We start from the raw sequence: 16341 nt of genomic DNA, 5'->3' as shown, positions 1-16341 counted from the left end.
CCCAGGGAGCCTTTCCCGCCAATCCACAACTTAGCTGTGCGTCGGCTCCTCGACCAGCGCGGTGGCGATGCTGGCGGCGTCCTCCAGCGCGGCGAGGAAGCGCTCGGCGTCCAGGGCCGCGGCGCAGCCGGTGCCGGCGGCGGTGATGGCCTGGCGGTAGCGGTGGTCCACGGCGTCGCCGCAGGCAAAGACGCCGGGCAGGTTGGTGCACGTGGTGGGCGAGTCCACCTTGATGTACCCTTCCTCGTCCAGGTCCACCTGGCCGGCCACGAGGTCCGTGCGCGGCAGGTGCCCGATGGCCACGAAGATGCCCGTGGCGTCCTGCTGCCGGGTTTCCCCGGTGCGGGTGTCCGTGAGGGTAACGCCGGTGACCTTGCCGTCGCCGTGGATGGCCGTGACGGCCGAGTTCCAGGCAAAGCTGATCTTGGGGTTGTCCTTGGCGCGCTGGGCCATGATGCGGGAGGCCCGGAGTTCGCCCTTGCGCACGACGACGGTCACGGATTTTCCGAAGCGGGTCAGGAAAGTTGCTTCCTCCATGGCGGAGTCACCGCCGCCCACCACGATGATGTCCTGTTCGCGGAAGAAGAATCCGTCGCAGGTGGCGCACCAGGAAACACCGTGGCCGCTGAACTTCTTCTCCTCCGGCAGGCCGAGTTCCTTGTAGGCAGAGCCGGTGGCCAGGATGACGGCCTTTGCCTCATAAGTCTCCCCGCCGCCGGTGACCACGCGCTTGACCGGACCTTTGAGGTCAACGGACGTGGCGTCGTCGTACTCAATGCGCGCGCCGAACTTTTCCGCCTGCTGCTGCAGCCCGTCCATCAACTCCGGGCCCTGGACGCCACCGGGGAAGCCGGGGAAGTTTTCCACCTCGGTGGTGTTCATCAGCGCGCCACCGGCGGTGACGGACCCGGCCAGGACCAGGGGGTTCAGGCCGGCGCGGGCGGCGTAGATGGCGGCGGTGTAGCCGGAGGGGCCGGAGCCGATGATGATCAGCTGTTCTTTGCTCATTGCTTGTCCTTCGGTGGCGGTACTACTGGGCGTCCGCGTGCTGCGCGGGCAGGAGTTCGGTGATCAGTTTTTCGATGCGTGCCTTGATCTCATCACGGATGGGACGAACGGAGTCAACGCCCTTGCCGGCTGGATCCTCCAGTTCCCAGTCCTCGTAACGCTTGCCCGGGAACACCGGACACTCGTCACCACACCCCATGGTGATCACCACGTCCGATTCTTTCACTGCCTCGGTGGTTAGCATCTTCGGAACCTCCGCGGAGAGGTCGATGCCCACCTCAGCCATGGCCTCAGCTGCAGCCGGGTTCACCTTCTCCGCGGGTTGGGAGCCTGCGGAACGCACCTCCACCGCTCCCCGGGACAGGGAGGCCAGGAAAGCGGCCGCCATCTGGGAACGGCCTGCGTTGTGGACACAGACAAAGAGGACGGAAGGCTTGCCGGCGGGATCGGTACTCATGGGTGCTCCTCAAACTGATAGGAAACTACATGCGGTGTAATAAACGTCACTGTGTTGCGCTCGTCACATTGGTTGCCTAATCTAGTTGAGGCTTAAGCAAACAGGCCATGCAAGAAGCTGCAGCGTCGCAGCCAATGCCGGGGAAGGCTTTACAACTTGAACTCTAAGCTGAACATCGTAGTCCGGGTGGATCTGGACCACAGCAAGGCCCAAGTGATTGCAAAGGGGCATATCACCATCCACAGCGTCAACGCCCTCTATGTAGTGGCGAAGCGTGCCAACTCCCTCAAGGGAGGCCTGGACCTGGAGCTCGACGTATCCAGTGCCCTGGTTGATGAGGAGGCGCTGGACATGCTCCGTACCGCCTCCGAAACCCGGCACCTGCCCGCGAAGATCGATCCGGACCAGGCGCCCTGCACCATCAGCGTGCTGGCCCAGCGGCGACATCCGCGTCCCAGGGCAGTTCGCCTGGCCGCATAAACCATCCGGCTGCTCGCCGCGCCCACCTTTCGGGCCAGAGCCGGCCGGCCCTTATTTCGCTTTACCGCTCCCAACGACCCGAAGCGCAGCTGCATCTGAACAGACGGATGGCTGCGCTTCGGGGTCTGCGGAGCTTTTGTTAGCCGTTAACCAGGCGTCAGAGCAGTTGAACGCCGCCGGACAGGATCTCCTGGAGTTCCTCGGGGGTGAGGCCGGCAGCCTTGCCAAGAGCCTCCGGCGCCGCGCCCAGCCGGGAAGCGGCACGCACCGCGTTTTCGAAGCGTTCCTGCGCTGCGTCCATCTCCCACTGCAGGCTTTCCAGCATGGCCGATTCGAGCCGCACGGCCTCCATGGAATCGGCGGTGATGCCCACGTCCATCCTGAAGCCGCACGCGCAGGTCCACTCCTTGGAGTCAAGTTCCGTGGAGGCCCAACTCAAGGACGGTACGGGCACCGGGGTGGACATCATTGCGACGCCGCAGTGGAATGGGGCAGCCGGATCATCCATGCCACTTCCTGATCGCTGCTCCGCGGCAAAGGAAGAGCCCGGCAGTCCCGTTGGCTGGTCCAGGACAATGGGCACCGCGGACTCCTGCAGACGTTCACCACGGTTCTCGATGAAGGTCGACTGTCCCGGTGCCTGAGGTTCAAGTACTGCAGTCATTCGGTCCACCATTCAATTGATAAACAAGTATGTAGCTAGTCTAACTAGGATTCTCATCTTGTCTACCGGGTGGGAACGTCGGGCTTGGCATTGAGTGTGTCCATGGCTTCCCGCATCCGCTCCAGGAAGTGCATCACCGCCTTGATTTCCTCGGGAGACAGTGATTCGGCGGCCTCCAGCATGCGCTTGTGCATCTGGTTGAGGTTGTGCCGTACCTCTTCGTCAGCGCCGGGGGTGGGCCTGAGAATCACGGCGCGCCGGTCGGTGGGATGGGGTTCGCGCGTTACATAGCCGCTGGCCACCAACCGGTCCACGAGGCTGGTCATCGACGCTGAAGTTATGCCCAGGCGGGCGGCGAGTTCCGTGGGCCGGATTCCGATGCCGGCAGACTCCGCGTCGATTAGGTAGCGCAGCGCCAGGAGGTCGGTCTCCCCCATCGCCAAGGAGGAACGGGTACGCCTTCTCATGGCACTTTCAGATGTCCGGAACTCCCGGAGAGCGTTGATCACGTCAACGGCTCTGGGCTGGGTCCCCTCAACGAGTGGGTACCAGTGGCCTTCGCTTGCACCATGCGGGTTCATGCGAATTCCTTCGATATCCTACTTGCTTGGCTGTCTAACAAAGCCATCGTAGCCCACTTGCCGCCGTTCCACTTCCATGAGGATGAAAAGTCAAGCAGGTACCTTCGCAGCCCGGGCGAAAAAGTAGAGTACCGGCTACTCGTGCCCCTGCCCCGGCAGCCCAATAGGTTTCTAGGAACCCACCGCACCTGTAACTGGTGGGCGTAATCGAATGGGGGTGTGTGTCGGTGGCAGTTGACCCGACAAACAACAGTGGGCCGGAGCGGCACGGGTTCCTGCTGGATTTGGTCACAGGGGCCGACGGCGAGGCAGGGTCCCTGCAGATACTCGCCGATGCTGCAGCCCACTGGGTCAGTACCGCGGCAGGTGCGGCGATCGAGTGCGCCGCAGTGCTGCACCGGCAGCGGTCCTGTCCTGCCTCCGCCGGAAGCTCACCGGTCGCGGCCGGCCTGGCAGCGTCAGAGGACGAACACGGGGATGGTCCCACAGCGTTGGGTTCCGCCCTGGCTGCTCCAACGGTGATCAACCAGGCAGGCGCCCGCTGGCAGGCCTACCGGAGGCGTATGGTGGACAGCGGCTACGGCGCAGCCCTTGCCCTTCCCCTGGACCTGAAACCCGGTTCAGCCGCCGCCCTGGTCTTCCTGGCCCCACCCAATATTGGGTTCACGGCGAAGGTTGTTGATGAAGCGGCCTGGTTCGCCGGGGTGGCGTCGCACAGCTTGAAGCTGGCACTGGACGTCCACGGCGTCATCCGTGCCGGCGATAACCTGAAGCAGGTACTGGAGAGCCGGACCAGCATCGACGTTGCCTGCGGAGTACTCATGGCGCAGAACCGCTGCTCCTACACAGAGGCCTTCAGCAAGCTGGCTGGCACGTCCAGGAACCGCAACCTCAAAGTCCGCAGCGTCGCGGACAGCATCCTCCGTGCCATGCCCAGCGGCGCGCCCGGAACCCGTTTCGAGCCTCCGGCCATCGCCTAGAAACTGGTGTACAAACTTTGCGGCAAGGTCCTGGTTGCCCGGCCTGGTGACCGCGGCCTAGTGGCGCGCCCGTGCCCGGATAACCCCAGCCGCCACCAGTCCTGCGCAACCGAGTGAAGCCAGCATGCCGCCAAGGGCCATGAAGTAATCGGTAATGGTCATTGTCCTGCGCCCCTTCCCTGTAACTGCGTGATGAGCCCAAGCTACGCGGTGAAACTCAGCGTTTTCTGAAGGATCGCCAGCACATTTGGTCAAGATCCGGTTAAGGAAATCTGCGGGGATCCACATACTTTGACCCCTGATCTTCTCTTTATAACGGCGTTCCGTATTATTCATGCATGTGGACTAAACAAAGCCAGAGCTTCTGCCCCACGTGCGGCAGGACCACCAATCACGTCACCCATTTCCAAAAGGACGACGCCGGCTCCCTGGTTGCGGACGTCCGCTGCGCCGAGTGCCCGGACGCTGCGGGGGCGGTCGCCTAAGCAGTCAAGTCCCGGGAGTCGCCAGGACGGACGACGGCGAAGATCACCAATGCGGCTGCCTGCACCACCGTGACGGTAACGGCAAGCGCGAAGATCGACTGCTCGTACAGCAGGCCAATGAGGAAGCTGCCGGCCAGCCAGGCCAGTCCGTAGCAGGCGGTGAACATGCCGTAGGCACTCCCCCGCCGGGCTGCAGGAGCGAGTCCCGCCACGCCGGCGCGCATGGTGCTTTCCTGAACGCCCATCGCCGCTCCCCACACCAGCACTCCTGCCACCGCGAGCGCCGTGTTGTTGCTGAAACCCAGCCACGGGACTGCGGCGGCCAGCACCGGCAGGACCAGGAGGACCCGCAGCCCCACCCGGTCAAAAAGCCAGCCGGAGACCAGGGCTGCCACGGCGTCCACACCCATGGCCGCGGCGTAAAGCACAGGGACCAGCGCCGGCGGCAGGAGCCCGGTGGCCACCAGGTGGAATGAGAGCAGCCCGAACGTGGCGTAGCCGAACATCGTCAGGCTGCTGAACACAGCGTAGAGCCAGTACTGGCGCGGCATTCCAGCCGCGTTGCCAGGAACGCGGGTGGCCTCCCCGGCCTCCACGTCAAGGGGTGCCCCATCAAGAGGTTCCGCCGCAGCCGGCTCCACGCCGGCCGGCTTCAGCGCATCAGGCTGCAGGGCAGCGAGCTCGTAAACGGCAGGATCAGGAACCCTGCGCTTCAGCCAGAACAAGACCAGCATGGCGGCCAGTCCGGGCACAGCCAGCAGCAGGAACCCGGGCCCGTAGTTGCCGGAAAGCGCCAGGGCCACCCCCACCAGCAGCGGCCCCACCAACGCGCCCACCTGGTCCAGCGCCTCATGCAGCGCGAACGCTTTTCCCCTGCCCAGCGCGGAACCGGCCTCCGCGAGCATGGTGTCCTTCGCCGGGCTCCTCACCGCCTTGCCCAGACGCTCGGCCAGGACCAGCAGGCAGGCAATCCAGAGTGCGTCGGTGATCCCGAGCAGGGGCACGGAAACCGCGGTCAGGGCATAACCGCTAATGGCGAGCGACCACCGCAGCGCGGGCCGGTCGGCCAGCCGCCCAAACACCAGGCGGAAGACCAGGGCCACGGCCTCACCGGCACCGGTGACGACGCTGATCAGGAGCGCCGATGCCCCCAGCGCGCCAAGGAACGGGCCGGTGACGCTGCGCGCACCCTCGTACACCATGTCCATCAGCGCACTGACAATCCCGAAGGCCAGGATGAAGCGAATGGCGGTCATCGGCGCTGCGGGAAGGGTACCCCCGGCGCTACCGCTGGTGCGCATGCTCCCGGGCCTGCTTCACGGCACCGTTGGACCCGGCACGGTCAGACCCAACCCGGGTTGAGCCCGAGCGTTTCCGCGCAGCGTGCTTGGACCCGGCACCGCGACGGAGGGCTTGGCCAAGGCGGGTGCCGGGACGGGCGGGAGGAACAGTACCTTCCGGACGCGTCACCGCAAGGATCACCCCGATTCCCGCCAGGGAGGACACCATCGCCGACCCGCCGTAGGAGATAAACGGTAGCGGCACGCCAATCACGGGCAGCAGCCCGCTGACCATGGAAATGTTGATCACCGCCTGCCCCAGGATCCAGGTGATCACGCTGCAGGCCACGATCCGGGAGAACGTATCCGTGGTCCGGGCGATGGTCTTGAACACGGCGATGGCCAGGGTGGCGAACAGGCCCAGCACCAGCAGCGTTCCGGCAAGGCCGAGTTCCTCGCCCAGGATGGAGAAGATGAAGTCGTTGTGCGCTTCCGGGATCCAGTTCCACTTCTGCCGGCTCTGCCCCAGGCCCACACCGAACCAGCTGCCCGAAGCCAGGGCGTACGCGCCGTGCTGCGCCTGGTAGCCCATGCCCTGCGCATCCTCGTCGGATCCCATGCCCAGCCACGAGGAGATCCGACCCATCCTGTTGCCGCTGGTGGCCGCAAGCACCAGGGCTGCCGCCACGCAGATCAGCCCGGCCACGGAGAAAACTTTCATCCGAACGCCGCCGTAGAACATGGTGGCGGCCAGGATCATCATGATGATCAAAGTGGTGCCAAGGTCGTGCCCCAGCGCCACGATGGCCATAATCAGCCCGCCGGCCGGTGCCAGCGGCATGACCGCGTGCTTCCACTGCCCCAGCAGGGCCTGCTTCCGGTCCAGGATCCAGGCTCCCCACACAATCAGCGAGAGCTTGGCGAACTCGGACGGCTGCGCGGTGAAACCACCCACGCTGATCCAGTTCCGGTTGCCGTTCACTGTCATGCCCAGCGGCGTGAACACCAGCACCAGGGCAAACAGGGAACCGATCAGCATCGGCCAGGCCAGCCACCGGATCCGCCGCAGGGGCATCCGGGCCAGCACCAGCATGAGCACCACGCCGGCCACGGTCCACATGGCCTGCTTCAGGGGAAGATCGTACGGATTGTTTCCTGCCGCCACGGATTCCACGGACGACGCCGACGCCACCTCCACGAGTCCGATCGCCGAGAGCGTGAGCACCACGGCCAGGATCAGCGGCCGCAGGCGGCCCGGCGAGTCGTCTTCCAGCCACACCGCCAGTTTGCCCAGCCCGCGCCGGGCAGGAGGACGCGTTACACGTTGCTTCTGTCCTGTACTCATCTGTCCGTTCCTCGGCCTGCACACCCGGGGTTTCCCGCAGGGCCGGGCCCGACGCCCGGGCGGTTACCGCCGAGAAGAAAGAGTACGCCCACCCCGGCACTGAGGGACGCGGGGACACCCGACAAGTCAAGGGTTCTAGGCGAATTGCCAGCTTCGGCCTGTAAAGTGGCGGAAACCTGTCCCCTCCCGAAGGTCCTTTTGTCGTGTTCGGTTCCAGAAAATCCCCCGGCCCGGAACAGGAAAGCTCCAGCCCCCTTGCCTACCCTGGCCAAGGTGAGCTGTATGCCGCCAGTTCCCGCCACAGCAGGCCACTCGTCCGCGCCCCGCGCTGGGTCAAGGCCCTCACGGCCGTGGTTTCCGTCCTGCTTCTGGGCGTCCTGGCCTTCGGCGGCTACTGGGCCTGGCGCCTGCAGTCCAACATCAGCACCTCACAGCTGTCCGCGGGCGGGGAGCGGACCGAAGGGGCCGTGAATGACAGCACGGACCGGCTGCAGATCCTGGTGCTGGGCTCGGACACGCGGAGCGGCAGCAACAGCCAATACGGTACGGCGGACCAGTCCTCCGGCTACGGGCAGTCTGACGTGATGATGCTGCTGGACATCTCCGCGGACAACAAGCACGTCAACGTCATCAGCTTCCCCCGGGACCTGCTGGTGGATGTTCCGGCCTGCACGGACTCCAAGACCAACCAGACGTATCCCGAGCAAAAGAGCGCCATGATCAACAGCGCCATGGCCCAGGCCGGAATCGGCTGTGCCGTGGACACGGTGAACAAGCTGACGGGCCTTGAGGTGGACCACTTCATGATGGCGGACTTCAACGCCGTCAAGGAGCTGTCCAACGCGGTGGGCGGCGTGGAGGTCTGCGTTACCGAAGCCGTCAACGATCCCGATTCGCACCTGAACCTGCCGGCCGGAACCTCCCAGGTGCAGGGCGACCAGGCGCTGGCCTTCCTGCGGACCCGGCACGCGTTCGCCAACGGCGGTGACCTGGGCCGCATCCAGGCGCAGCAGGGCTTCCTTGCCTCGCTCAGCCGCAAGCTCAAGTCGGAAGGCACCCTTGGCAACCCGCAAAAAGTGCTGACCATCGCCGACACCATCACCAAGAACCTGACGGTGGATTCCGGCCTGGCCTCGGTCCCCTCCCTGCTGACCATCGCCAACCGGCTGAAGAACATCGATCCGGCCAACATCAACTTCATCACCACCCCCACCGTTCCCTCGCCGCAGGACCCCAACCGGCTGGCCCTGGATGAACCCGCTGCGTCCAATTTCTTCAAGGCGCTGCGCAACAGTCCGGACCTCAGCCAGCCTGCCCCGGCAGCACCTGAGACTCCGGCGACGCCCGCGGCACCTGCCTATGACAAGTCGCTGCAGCCCGTCTCCATCGCCAACGGCACCGGCGTAACGGGCCGCAGCAAGGCGATCGCCGGGCTGCTGTCCGACGCCGGGTTCACCAAGCTCACCCAGTTGCCGGCGCAGGCGCAGGGCCAGACCATGGTGTACTACTCCGCCGGGTTCGAGGACGTGGCTGCCGACGTTGCCGCGCTGTTCGGCCTGCCGGCCAGCAGCATCCAGCAGGTTGCCAACATCCAGGGTGTGCAACTGTACGCCGGCACGGACTTTGCCTCAGGCACCAAACCCGCGGCACCGCCGTCGTCCGCTGATTCTTCCGGAAGCGTGGTGGCGCAGACCGGCAGCGACCAGAAGTGCCAGTCGGCCAACCCGCTGGGATAGCAGCCCGCGAGATGGCAGTTCGCGGCAATCCCGGGCGCCCGAACTGCCGCTAACTGCCATCTCGCGGAGAATCCAGCTTTGCCTGAATACAGTCAGAGCTGTACTTTGGGAACATGCAGACCCTCACCCATGCCCCGGTGCTGGCCCGCTTCGGCTACGCGGTATCGGACCCCACCCGTGCCCGCGTGCTGCTGGCCCTTGCGGAGGCGCCGTCCTACCCCTCGGATCTGGCGGACAACCTGGCCGTATCCCGGCAAAGCATGTCCAACCACCTGACCTGCCTGCGCGGCTGCGGCCTGGTTGTTGCTGTGCCGGACGGGCGGCGGAGCCGCTATGAGCTGGCGGATGCGCGGATCGGGCACGCCATCAAGGACCTGCTGAGCGTGGTCCTTGCTGTTGATCCTGCCTGCTGCGCGCCTGATGGGGAGTGCCTGGCATGACCGCCCCCAGCCTGCCAGGCATGGAGAGGCGGAGAGTACTGACCCGGCGGATCAGGCTCTTCGCGGCGGCCACCATCACGTACAACGTCGTCGAGGCCATCGTGGCGCTGTGGGCCGGCGGCGCAGCCGATTCAGCCGCGCTAATCGGGTTCGGCCTGGACTCCGTGATCGAAGTAGGGTCCGCGCTGGCACTGTCCTGGCAGTTCTCCGCCAAGGATCCCGAGCGGCGCGAGCACCTGACGCTGCGGATCATTGCCGTGTCGTTCTTCGCCCTGGCCGCGTTCGTGGCCGCCGATTCCGTCCGGTCCCTGGCCGGCGGCGGGGAAGCGCAGCACTCGGTGCCGGGCATCGTGATCGCTGCACTCAGCCTGGTCATCATGCCTGTCCTGTCCTGGGCGCAGCGCCGGGCCGGGCGGGAACTCGGGTCCAGGACGGCCGTGGCGGACTCCAAGCAGACGCTGCTGTGCACTTACCTCTCAGCCGTGCTGCTGGTGGGCCTGGTCCTCAACAGCACCCTGGGCTGGTGGTGGGCCGACGCCGGCGCGGCACTGGTCATCGCGGGCATCGCCGTCCGGGAAGGCATCAATGCATGGCGCGGGGACGCCTGCTGCGCGGTCCCGCACCCGGCGGAAGCCGGCGAAGAACAGGACGGCTGCTGCCCAGGCTGCGCCGCCTCCATCCCTGATTCACCTTCCGCCAACCCGCAACCGCTGGGCCTGCCGACCATCAGGAAAGGCTGACCATGGGCCACGACCACAGCCACGGGGGCATGGATGCCCACAGCCAGCGGGGGAAGCTGTTGCTGGTTTTCGCCATCACGTTCACGGTGATGGTGGCTGAGATCGTGGGAACGGTCCTCACCGGCAGCTTGGCCCTGCTGGCCGACGCCGGACACATGTTCACCGATTCCGCCGGGCTGTTGATTGCCGTGATTGCGGCGTCGCTGGCCCTGAAGCCGCCAACGTTCAGGCGCACCTGGGGCTACAAGCGCGCCGAGATCCTCGCGGCTGCCGGGCAGGCCGCCCTGCTGCTGGGGGTGGGCGGCTTCGTCATCGTCGAGGGCATCCGCCGCCTGTTGGAGCCGCCGGAAGTGGGCGGTTCGCTGATGCTGTGGTTCGGCGTCATTGGCCTCGCCGGCAACGCCGTGGGACTGCTGGTGCTCGCCTCCGGCCGCCACCACAGCTTCAACATGAAGGCCGCATTCCTTGAGGTGCTCAACGATGCCCTCGGCTCCATTGCCGTGATCGTGGCCGCGCTGGTCATTGCCATGACGGGCTGGACCCGGGCGGACGCCGTCGTCTCCCTGCTCATCGGTGTGCTGATCATCCCGCGCACGCTGAAGCTGTTACGGGACACGGTGAACGTGCTGATGGAGAGCACTCCCCCGGGCCTGGACCTGGCCGAGGTCCGCCGGCACATCCTGGCGCTGCCGCATGTCATCGACGTCCACGACCTGCACGCCTCCCTGGTGGCCTCGGGCGTGCCGGTCCTGTCCGCACACGTCACCGTGCAGGACGGGTGCATGCGCGACGGCCATTCGGCCACCATCCTGGCGGACCTGCAGCGCTGCGTGGCCCAGGACTTCGACGTCAGCGTGGAGCACTCCACCTTCCAGATCGAGCCCGCCGCCCACCGCGACCAGGAAAGCATCCCGCACTAATCTCGCGGGCGGCTCAGGTCAGCCGAACGCTTTAGCCCGCTGATGCCCCCACGGGTGCCTTGGAGGACTCGGGCGTGGAAGGCACGACGGCGGGATCCAGCCTTTTGTTCGCCCAGCGGCGCAGCGGACGCTCAACCCAGCGGAAGGACGTGAAGGCCAGCAGCACAGTGAGGGCTGCCGTTAGGGCGATCCGGAGCGGCAACGCCGGGATCAGCGGCATCAGCAGTAGGTAGACCGGCAGGTGCCAGAGGTACATTCCGTAGGACAGGTCGCGGCCGGGGCGGGCCAGCCAGGGGTGGCTGAAGATGCGTGACAGGAAGCCGGCCGGCTGGAGGACCAGGGAGCCGACCAGCACGGCGGACAGCAGTGCGAGTGCGGTGGGGCCAACCGTCCAGAACACGTTGAACCAAGTGCCGGGGGCGTCCGGTTCCTTCAGCAGGAACAGCGCGGCCAAGAGGGCGGTGCCGGCCAGGGGCGCGGCCCAGCGGGACACCGACAGCAAGGCATTGTGCAGCCGCGAGCCCTGGCGGACGGCGGTGGACAGCAGGGCGAGGGCGCAGCCGATCAGCAGTTCGTCGGCGCGGGTGTCCGGCCCGTTGTAGATCCGGTCCAGTGGTTCGCCGGCATTCACCAGCAGGAACCGGTTCAGCACGAAGCCGGCGGCCAGGGCCACTGTGGCGAAGGCTGTGGTGCGGACCTTCCAGAACCGCAGCATCACCAGCAGCAGCAGCGGCCACACCAGGTAGAACTGTTCCTCAACGGCCAGGGTCCACGTGGGGCCGAGGGTCTCTCCGGCGATGGAGTCACCGAACATGCCGAAGTGCGCCAGGTTCATCACGTAGGCGGCAGCGGGAAGGACAAACCCCGCCTGCCCGCCCCAGCCTGAGGCAGGGAACAGGAAGCCGACGGCGAGGATCACCGCGCAGAGCGCCAACAGTGCCGGCCAGAGCCGGGCCAGGCGCTTGGCGTAGAAGATGCCAAGGTGGAGCCGGCCGGTGGCGAGCCGTTCCTTCATGATCAGCAGCGTGATCACGAAGCCGCTGAGGGTGAAGAACACGTCCACGCCTATGGACCCGCCGGGCATCGACTCGGTGGCGGTATGGAAGAAGAACACGCCCGCTACGGCGACGGTCCGGAGCCCGTCCAGGGCATGCTTGCGTCCGGCGATAAGGCCCGTTTCGGACGCCGCCGGGAGATCTGGCACTGACATCTTTCCGCTGCTCAACCTCAAAACCACTAAGCAATTATATATAACGTTTCCATAACCCTGCTGGACGGTCACTGGGAGAACGCTGACTTCTGATCCCAAAAACTGCGGCCTTGTGACCGCCTACTGATGCTTCTAGGGTGAACCTATGGTTGACCAGGACGTCGCAGATGACCTCGAAGGGCTCGTAGATCTTGTCACAGGAATGGAGGACATTAAATCCATGCTGGACGGCCTCACCGGGCTTGCTGCGGCCAGCATGAGCAGCAGCACCGGAGTGCCCATTGAGTGTGCCGTGACCCTGCACCGGCGAAAACGCACAGCTACCATCGGCGGGAGCAGCGGCAGGGCGACGGTTATCGACCGCATCGAACAAAGCCTGGGCGACGGCCCCTGCATCGAGGCCCTGGAAAGCGGCGTTCCCGTCCTGCTCGGCGACGTGTCCTCCGATCCACGTTGGCCCGAGTACCGCAGCGCGCTGTCCGCCGCAGGCATCGGCGGCTCGCTCGGCATCCCTATGAAATTGGAGGACGACGCAGGAGCGGTCCTTGATTACTTCGCCCCCGTCAGTGGGCTCTTCGATGAGCAGGCAGTGGACGACGGGGTACGTTTCGCCGACATGGCAGGGAAAGCGCTTCGCCTGGCCGTCCGGATCGCGGCGGCGGACCAGCGTGCCGAAAACATGAAGGCGGCAATGGACACGAGGACGGCAATTGATCTTGCCTGCGGGATCATCATGGCGGAGAACAAGTGCACCAAGGACAGGGCCTTCGAGATCCTCCGCAGTGCCTCCAACACACGCAACCAGAAGCTCAATGAGCTGGCCGAATCACTCGTGAACCGCTTTGCAGCGCCGGAAGACGCCAAGGCCCACTTCGAGGACTGAAGTTCCGGGAGAACCAGACCGGGAGCCAGCGACGCTGCTGGCTCCCGGAGTCTACGACGCGAGCGTGGTCCACCCCCGATACTGGATTTGCCTGGGCCACACCCGCGTCAGCTCTGCGGGTGGTTGCGTCGAGAATCAGTTGCAGGACCGGCTCCCGGCCTGAATGGCGGAGAGCCGTCACCGGTTTCAAGACGGCAACACAGAGGCCGTCTGCCTGACCTGGAACCAGCCTAGCCCTCTCCCGCGGCTCGGAAGAAGGGACTAAATCCCCAATCTTTTGATCAATTTCCCCGAATTAATGATTCTGTAGCCGTCATCCCCTTGACCACCGGGCACCAGCGCTTTGTATCGTCGGAAAGAGGTCAAGCAGCCGGCTCGCTCTACCAATCTTTTTGGGAGGCGTTTCAATGGCTGGCCATTTTGAACTCGTTACCGACCAGGACGGCAACTGCCTGGTGAGACTGGTGAACGGACGTGGCGAGGAAATCGCAGTCTCAGTCCCCTTCACCAGCAGCAGCGCCGCAGTCGACGGCATCAATTCCTTCCGCGAGGTGGCGGCCACGGCGCCGATCAGGGACCACACCTCCAGCGCTTACCGGCGACGGGTTGAACAGCACGAGCAGGCGGCACCCCAGCACGACCGGAAGGTCCCGCTGGGGCAGAGCCGCAGGCTCAGGCAGCACAGGAGACACTAAAGAGCCCGGCGCCCCAAGGAGGTGCGCCGGGCTCACTGTGATGTGCTGGTTATTGCGGACCACGGCCCTTGCCGGATGCGCCATTGCCATTGCCTGCATGGGTAATGGATGCCACGGCTCCGGTCTGCTCGTCGAGCATCACCTTGTCGTTCCGCAGGTGGTGGAAGTTGAACATGCTGCTGATCGATCCCGCCGTAGCGTCGGCCGAGGCGTCACCGATCTGTCCGGTGTTCCAGTTGTCTTCGATGAAGCGCAGAACCGAGGCCTGGTCGGTTTCCGTGTGGTCCACGAAGTTCTTCTTCGCATAGGGGGAGATGACGACCAGCGGCTGCCGGGGGCCCGGGCCGCAGAGGTCAGTGTAGCCGCCCGCCATGGGCACCCCCGCGGCCGCGGCACTCTGGCACCACCCGGCGTCGTCCGTTGTGTTGGAGGAGTTTTTAACCTGGGCGGCCACGTGGTCGTACCAGCCGTCGGAGTCGTCATAGGCGATCACCACGGCGGTGTCCTCCCAGTTCCTGGACTGCTGGATCTGGTTCACGGTCTTCGTGATGAAGTTCTGCTCATCGACGGGGTCCGAATAGGCGGCATGGCCGTCCTGGAACATCCCGGCTTTCAGGAAGGACACCGCGGGCATGTTGTCGGTGTTGACCACCTTGTCGAAGTCGGTCAGGTCGTACTGGTGGTTGGCCTGGCCGTTGTGGCCGATTTCGTCAGCTGACGCGGGTGCCAGATGGTGCGGGTTGGCCGTGGAGGCGTAGTACTGGAACGGCTGGTGGTGCGGGGAGTAATCCACCACGGAGGCACCGGCGGCATTGGTGTGGCTGGAGAGGCAGGAGGCCGGCGTGGTCCCTGTCGCCGGAGTAGTGGGTGTGAACCCGCCCTGGAACCAGCCCCAGGAGGTGCCCTTGGCGTTGAGCAGGTCGCCGATGTTGGTGCCGGTCATGCCCGCGAGGTTGTTGCTCTTGGCGTGGCTGTTGTTGGAGCAGTCGTCGTAGACAGGGTCGGGGTCGTTGATCACGGTGCCAACGCCGTTTGCGCCAGGCTGGCGGACCGTGCTGCTTCCGGCAGCGGGTGTGGCCACCGGCGCTCCGGCAGCCGTGAACTCCTTGGCGCCGTGGGTTTGGCCGGAGACAAGGTTGAGGGCGCCGGGGGTGGAAGGACCGAAGACGGTGCTGAAGTGGTTGTCGCCCATGGCGTAGTTCTGGGCATAGTTCCAGATGCCGGTGACGGTGTTGCCGTCGTAGTAATCCATGGTCAGGCCGGGCCGGCCATACTGGTTGGTGCCGCAGGCATCGCGGCTGGTGAACTGGACAAACTGGTCCATGGCCCCGCCGTTGTAGGCCTTCTGCTCGGCGCCGTAGCCGTGGTCCTGGTCGCAGGTGACGGCCTGCATGGGCGAGAGCCGGGCAGGTTGGACAGAGTTCGGATTGTTCGGCGCCAGCAGGCCTGCCTTGGCCAAGGTGTTGATGTCCTTGGGCGTATCCTCGGCTGCGGTGAACGCGGACGCCGGGGTACCGCTGCCCTGCTGGGTTTCGCCTGCCGTGTTCGCCGACTGGGGGTAGGTGGCGAAGTAGTGGTCGAAGGAGACGTTCTCCTGGAAGATCACCACCACGTGCTTGATGGGTGTGGCTGTGCTGCCGTTATCGCCGGCGGCCGCGGGGACGGCGAAGCCTGCGCTCAGGGTGCAGGCGGTAAGTGCCACCGCGGCCGTGGCGGCGGCCATCCGCTTGCTGCTGAATCGTTGTCCGTGGGACGAGCTCATTGGGGAGCCTCTCAAATTTGGTTCTAGCCGAGACTCCCCCAAGTTACTTTCGCGTAATTAACCCCTGCCGGTTTGTGGATGAACGGCCGTTCACCTTCCGGACATGGTCCGTCTGCCTGGTATGGCCCGGACTCCCTGTCACCCGTCCCACCCTGCGGGAGACCCTCTTCTCGGCAATGGCAGGCGCTGCTAGCATGACCGTGCAGACAACGACGTCCGTTCAAAAGGAGCCCTCATGCCCACGCGCCTCAACCCCTACCTGAGTTTCCGCAGCAACGCACGGGAAGCCATGGAGTTTTACAAGAATGTCTTCGGCGGCGAGCTGAACATGAGCACGTTCGCCGACTTTCACGCAAGCCAGGACCCCTCAGAAGACAACCTGGTGATGCATGCACAGCTTGACGGCCCGTCGGGGCTGACCCTCATGGGATCGGACACTCCGGCGCGCATGGACTACAACCCCGGGAACACCTTCAGCGTCTCCCTCAGCGGCGACGATGAAGCCGAGCTGCGGGGCTACTGGGACAAGCTGTCCGATGGCGGCACCGTAACGATGCCGCTGGAGAAGGCCATCTGGGGCGACGCGTTTGGCATGTGCACTGACAAGTTCGGCATCCAGTGGCTGGTCAACATCGCCGGCCCCAAGGAGTAAACGCGTTTTCGCCACTCCCCCAG

18 protein-coding genes are annotated in these 16341 nt (G+C 65.3%); 10 read left to right on the top strand and 8 right to left on the bottom strand.

Annotated elements, in window-relative coordinates:
* Positions 1 to 30 precede the first annotated feature (30 nt).
* Both trxB and FBY30_RS11150 read right to left on the bottom strand, forming a co-directional pair.
* Positions 31 to 1008, bottom strand: a complete 978-nt coding sequence (trxB, locus tag FBY30_RS11155; RefSeq protein ID WP_142132929.1) for a thioredoxin-disulfide reductase — start codon at positions 1006 to 1008, stop codon at positions 31 to 33.
* Positions 1009 to 1030: 22 nt separating this feature from the next.
* Entirely contained in the window at positions 1031 to 1465 is a 435-nt protein-coding gene (locus FBY30_RS11150) for an arsenate reductase ArsC (RefSeq protein ID WP_142132928.1), read from the bottom strand.
* A gap of 156 nt (positions 1466 to 1621) precedes the next feature.
* Between FBY30_RS11150 and FBY30_RS11145 the strand changes: the two genes are divergently transcribed.
* The gene (locus FBY30_RS11145) at positions 1622 to 1945 is read left to right on the top strand and encodes a hypothetical protein (RefSeq protein WP_142132927.1); all 324 of its coding nucleotides are present in this window, start codon (positions 1622 to 1624) and stop codon (positions 1943 to 1945) included.
* 157 nt (positions 1946 to 2102) lie between these two features.
* On the opposite strand, the gene FBY30_RS20980 is transcribed toward FBY30_RS11145, so the two are convergent.
* Positions 2103 to 2609, bottom strand: a complete 507-nt coding sequence (locus tag FBY30_RS20980) for a hypothetical protein (RefSeq protein ID WP_235009419.1) — start codon at positions 2607 to 2609, stop codon at positions 2103 to 2105.
* Between the two features lie 62 nt (positions 2610 to 2671).
* Positions 2672 to 3076: a MarR family winged helix-turn-helix transcriptional regulator gene (locus FBY30_RS11135; protein WP_327437008.1), complete on the bottom strand. Its 405-nt coding sequence runs from the start codon at positions 3074 to 3076 to the stop codon at positions 2672 to 2674.
* 335 nt (positions 3077 to 3411) lie between these two features.
* Here FBY30_RS11135 and FBY30_RS11130 point away from each other — a divergent pair, with 335 nt between their 5' ends.
* Positions 3412 to 4170: an ANTAR domain-containing protein gene (locus FBY30_RS11130; RefSeq protein WP_235009418.1), complete on the top strand. Its 759-nt coding sequence runs from the start codon at positions 3412 to 3414 to the stop codon at positions 4168 to 4170.
* Positions 4171 to 4508: 338 nt separating this feature from the next.
* Entirely contained in the window at positions 4509 to 4655 is a 147-nt protein-coding gene (locus FBY30_RS20665; RefSeq protein ID WP_160141465.1) for a hypothetical protein, read from the top strand.
* Here the strand turns inward: FBY30_RS20665 and FBY30_RS11125 are convergent.
* Together FBY30_RS11125 and ftsW are read right to left on the bottom strand one after the other, a co-directional pair.
* Positions 4652 to 5956 (bottom strand): MFS transporter, encoded by a 1305-nt coding sequence (locus FBY30_RS11125; RefSeq protein WP_235009417.1) that lies wholly within the window; start codon positions 5954 to 5956, stop codon positions 4652 to 4654. The genes FBY30_RS20665 and FBY30_RS11125 overlap by 4 nt on opposite strands.
* Positions 5940 to 7280 (bottom strand): putative lipid II flippase FtsW, encoded by a 1341-nt coding sequence (ftsW, locus tag FBY30_RS11120; protein ID WP_142132924.1) that lies wholly within the window; start codon positions 7278 to 7280, stop codon positions 5940 to 5942. Before ftsW ends, FBY30_RS11125 begins: the two co-directional genes overlap by 17 nt.
* 203 nt (positions 7281 to 7483) lie before the next feature.
* Here ftsW and FBY30_RS11115 point away from each other — a divergent pair, with 203 nt between their 5' ends.
* The 4 genes from FBY30_RS11115 to FBY30_RS11100 all read left to right on the top strand — a co-directional run bounded on the left by FBY30_RS11115 (position 7484) and on the right by FBY30_RS11100 (position 11116).
* A complete protein-coding gene (locus FBY30_RS11115) occupies positions 7484 to 9016 on the top strand; it encodes an LCP family protein (RefSeq protein ID WP_142132923.1) in 1533 nt (510 codons plus the stop codon).
* Between the two features lie 113 nt (positions 9017 to 9129).
* On the top strand, positions 9130 to 9456 hold the full coding sequence (locus FBY30_RS11110; RefSeq protein ID WP_142132922.1) for an ArsR/SmtB family transcription factor: 327 nt from the start codon (positions 9130 to 9132) through the stop codon (positions 9454 to 9456).
* Positions 9453 to 10196 carry a cation transporter gene (locus FBY30_RS11105; RefSeq protein ID WP_142132921.1) on the top strand — a complete coding sequence of 248 codons (744 nt, stop codon included), beginning with the start codon at positions 9453 to 9455 and terminating at the stop codon, positions 10194 to 10196. The genes FBY30_RS11110 and FBY30_RS11105 overlap by 4 nt, the downstream gene beginning before the upstream one ends.
* Positions 10197 to 10198: 2 nt before the next feature.
* Positions 10199 to 11116, top strand: a complete 918-nt coding sequence (locus FBY30_RS11100) for a cation diffusion facilitator family transporter (RefSeq protein WP_142132920.1) — start codon at positions 10199 to 10201, stop codon at positions 11114 to 11116.
* 31 nt (positions 11117 to 11147) lie between these two features.
* Here the strand turns inward: FBY30_RS11100 and FBY30_RS11095 are convergent, their stop codons facing one another.
* Positions 11148 to 12326: an acyltransferase family protein gene (locus FBY30_RS11095; protein ID WP_142132919.1), complete on the bottom strand. Its 1179-nt coding sequence runs from the start codon at positions 12324 to 12326 to the stop codon at positions 11148 to 11150.
* A gap of 145 nt (positions 12327 to 12471) precedes the next feature.
* Between FBY30_RS11095 and FBY30_RS11090 the strand changes: the two genes are divergently transcribed.
* Complete coding sequence (locus FBY30_RS11090; protein WP_142132918.1) at positions 12472 to 13209, top strand: GAF and ANTAR domain-containing protein; 738 nt, start codon at positions 12472 to 12474, stop codon at positions 13207 to 13209.
* Positions 13210 to 13616: 407 nt separating this feature from the next.
* A complete protein-coding gene (locus tag FBY30_RS11085) occupies positions 13617 to 13904 on the top strand; it encodes a YegP family protein (RefSeq protein ID WP_142132917.1) in 288 nt (95 codons plus the stop codon).
* 49 nt (positions 13905 to 13953) lie between these two features.
* Here the strand turns inward: FBY30_RS11085 and FBY30_RS11080 are convergent, their stop codons facing one another.
* On the bottom strand, positions 13954 to 15666 hold the full coding sequence (locus FBY30_RS11080) for a phospholipase C (RefSeq protein WP_235009416.1): 1713 nt from the start codon (positions 15664 to 15666) through the stop codon (positions 13954 to 13956).
* A 235-nt stretch (positions 15667 to 15901) separates the two neighbouring features.
* On the opposite strand from FBY30_RS11080, the gene FBY30_RS11075 reads away from it, so the two are divergent.
* Positions 15902 to 16318, top strand: coding sequence for a VOC family protein (locus FBY30_RS11075; RefSeq protein ID WP_142132916.1), 417 nt, complete (start codon positions 15902 to 15904; stop codon positions 16316 to 16318).
* The last annotated feature ends 23 nt before the right edge of the window (positions 16319 to 16341 follow it).

The organism is Arthrobacter sp. SLBN-83 (genome assembly GCF_006715285.1).
GTDB lineage: Bacteria > Actinomycetota > Actinomycetes > Actinomycetales > Micrococcaceae > Arthrobacter.
The sequence above is the reverse complement of the archived record's forward strand: the minus strand, read 5'-3'. Positions and strand labels throughout refer to the sequence as shown.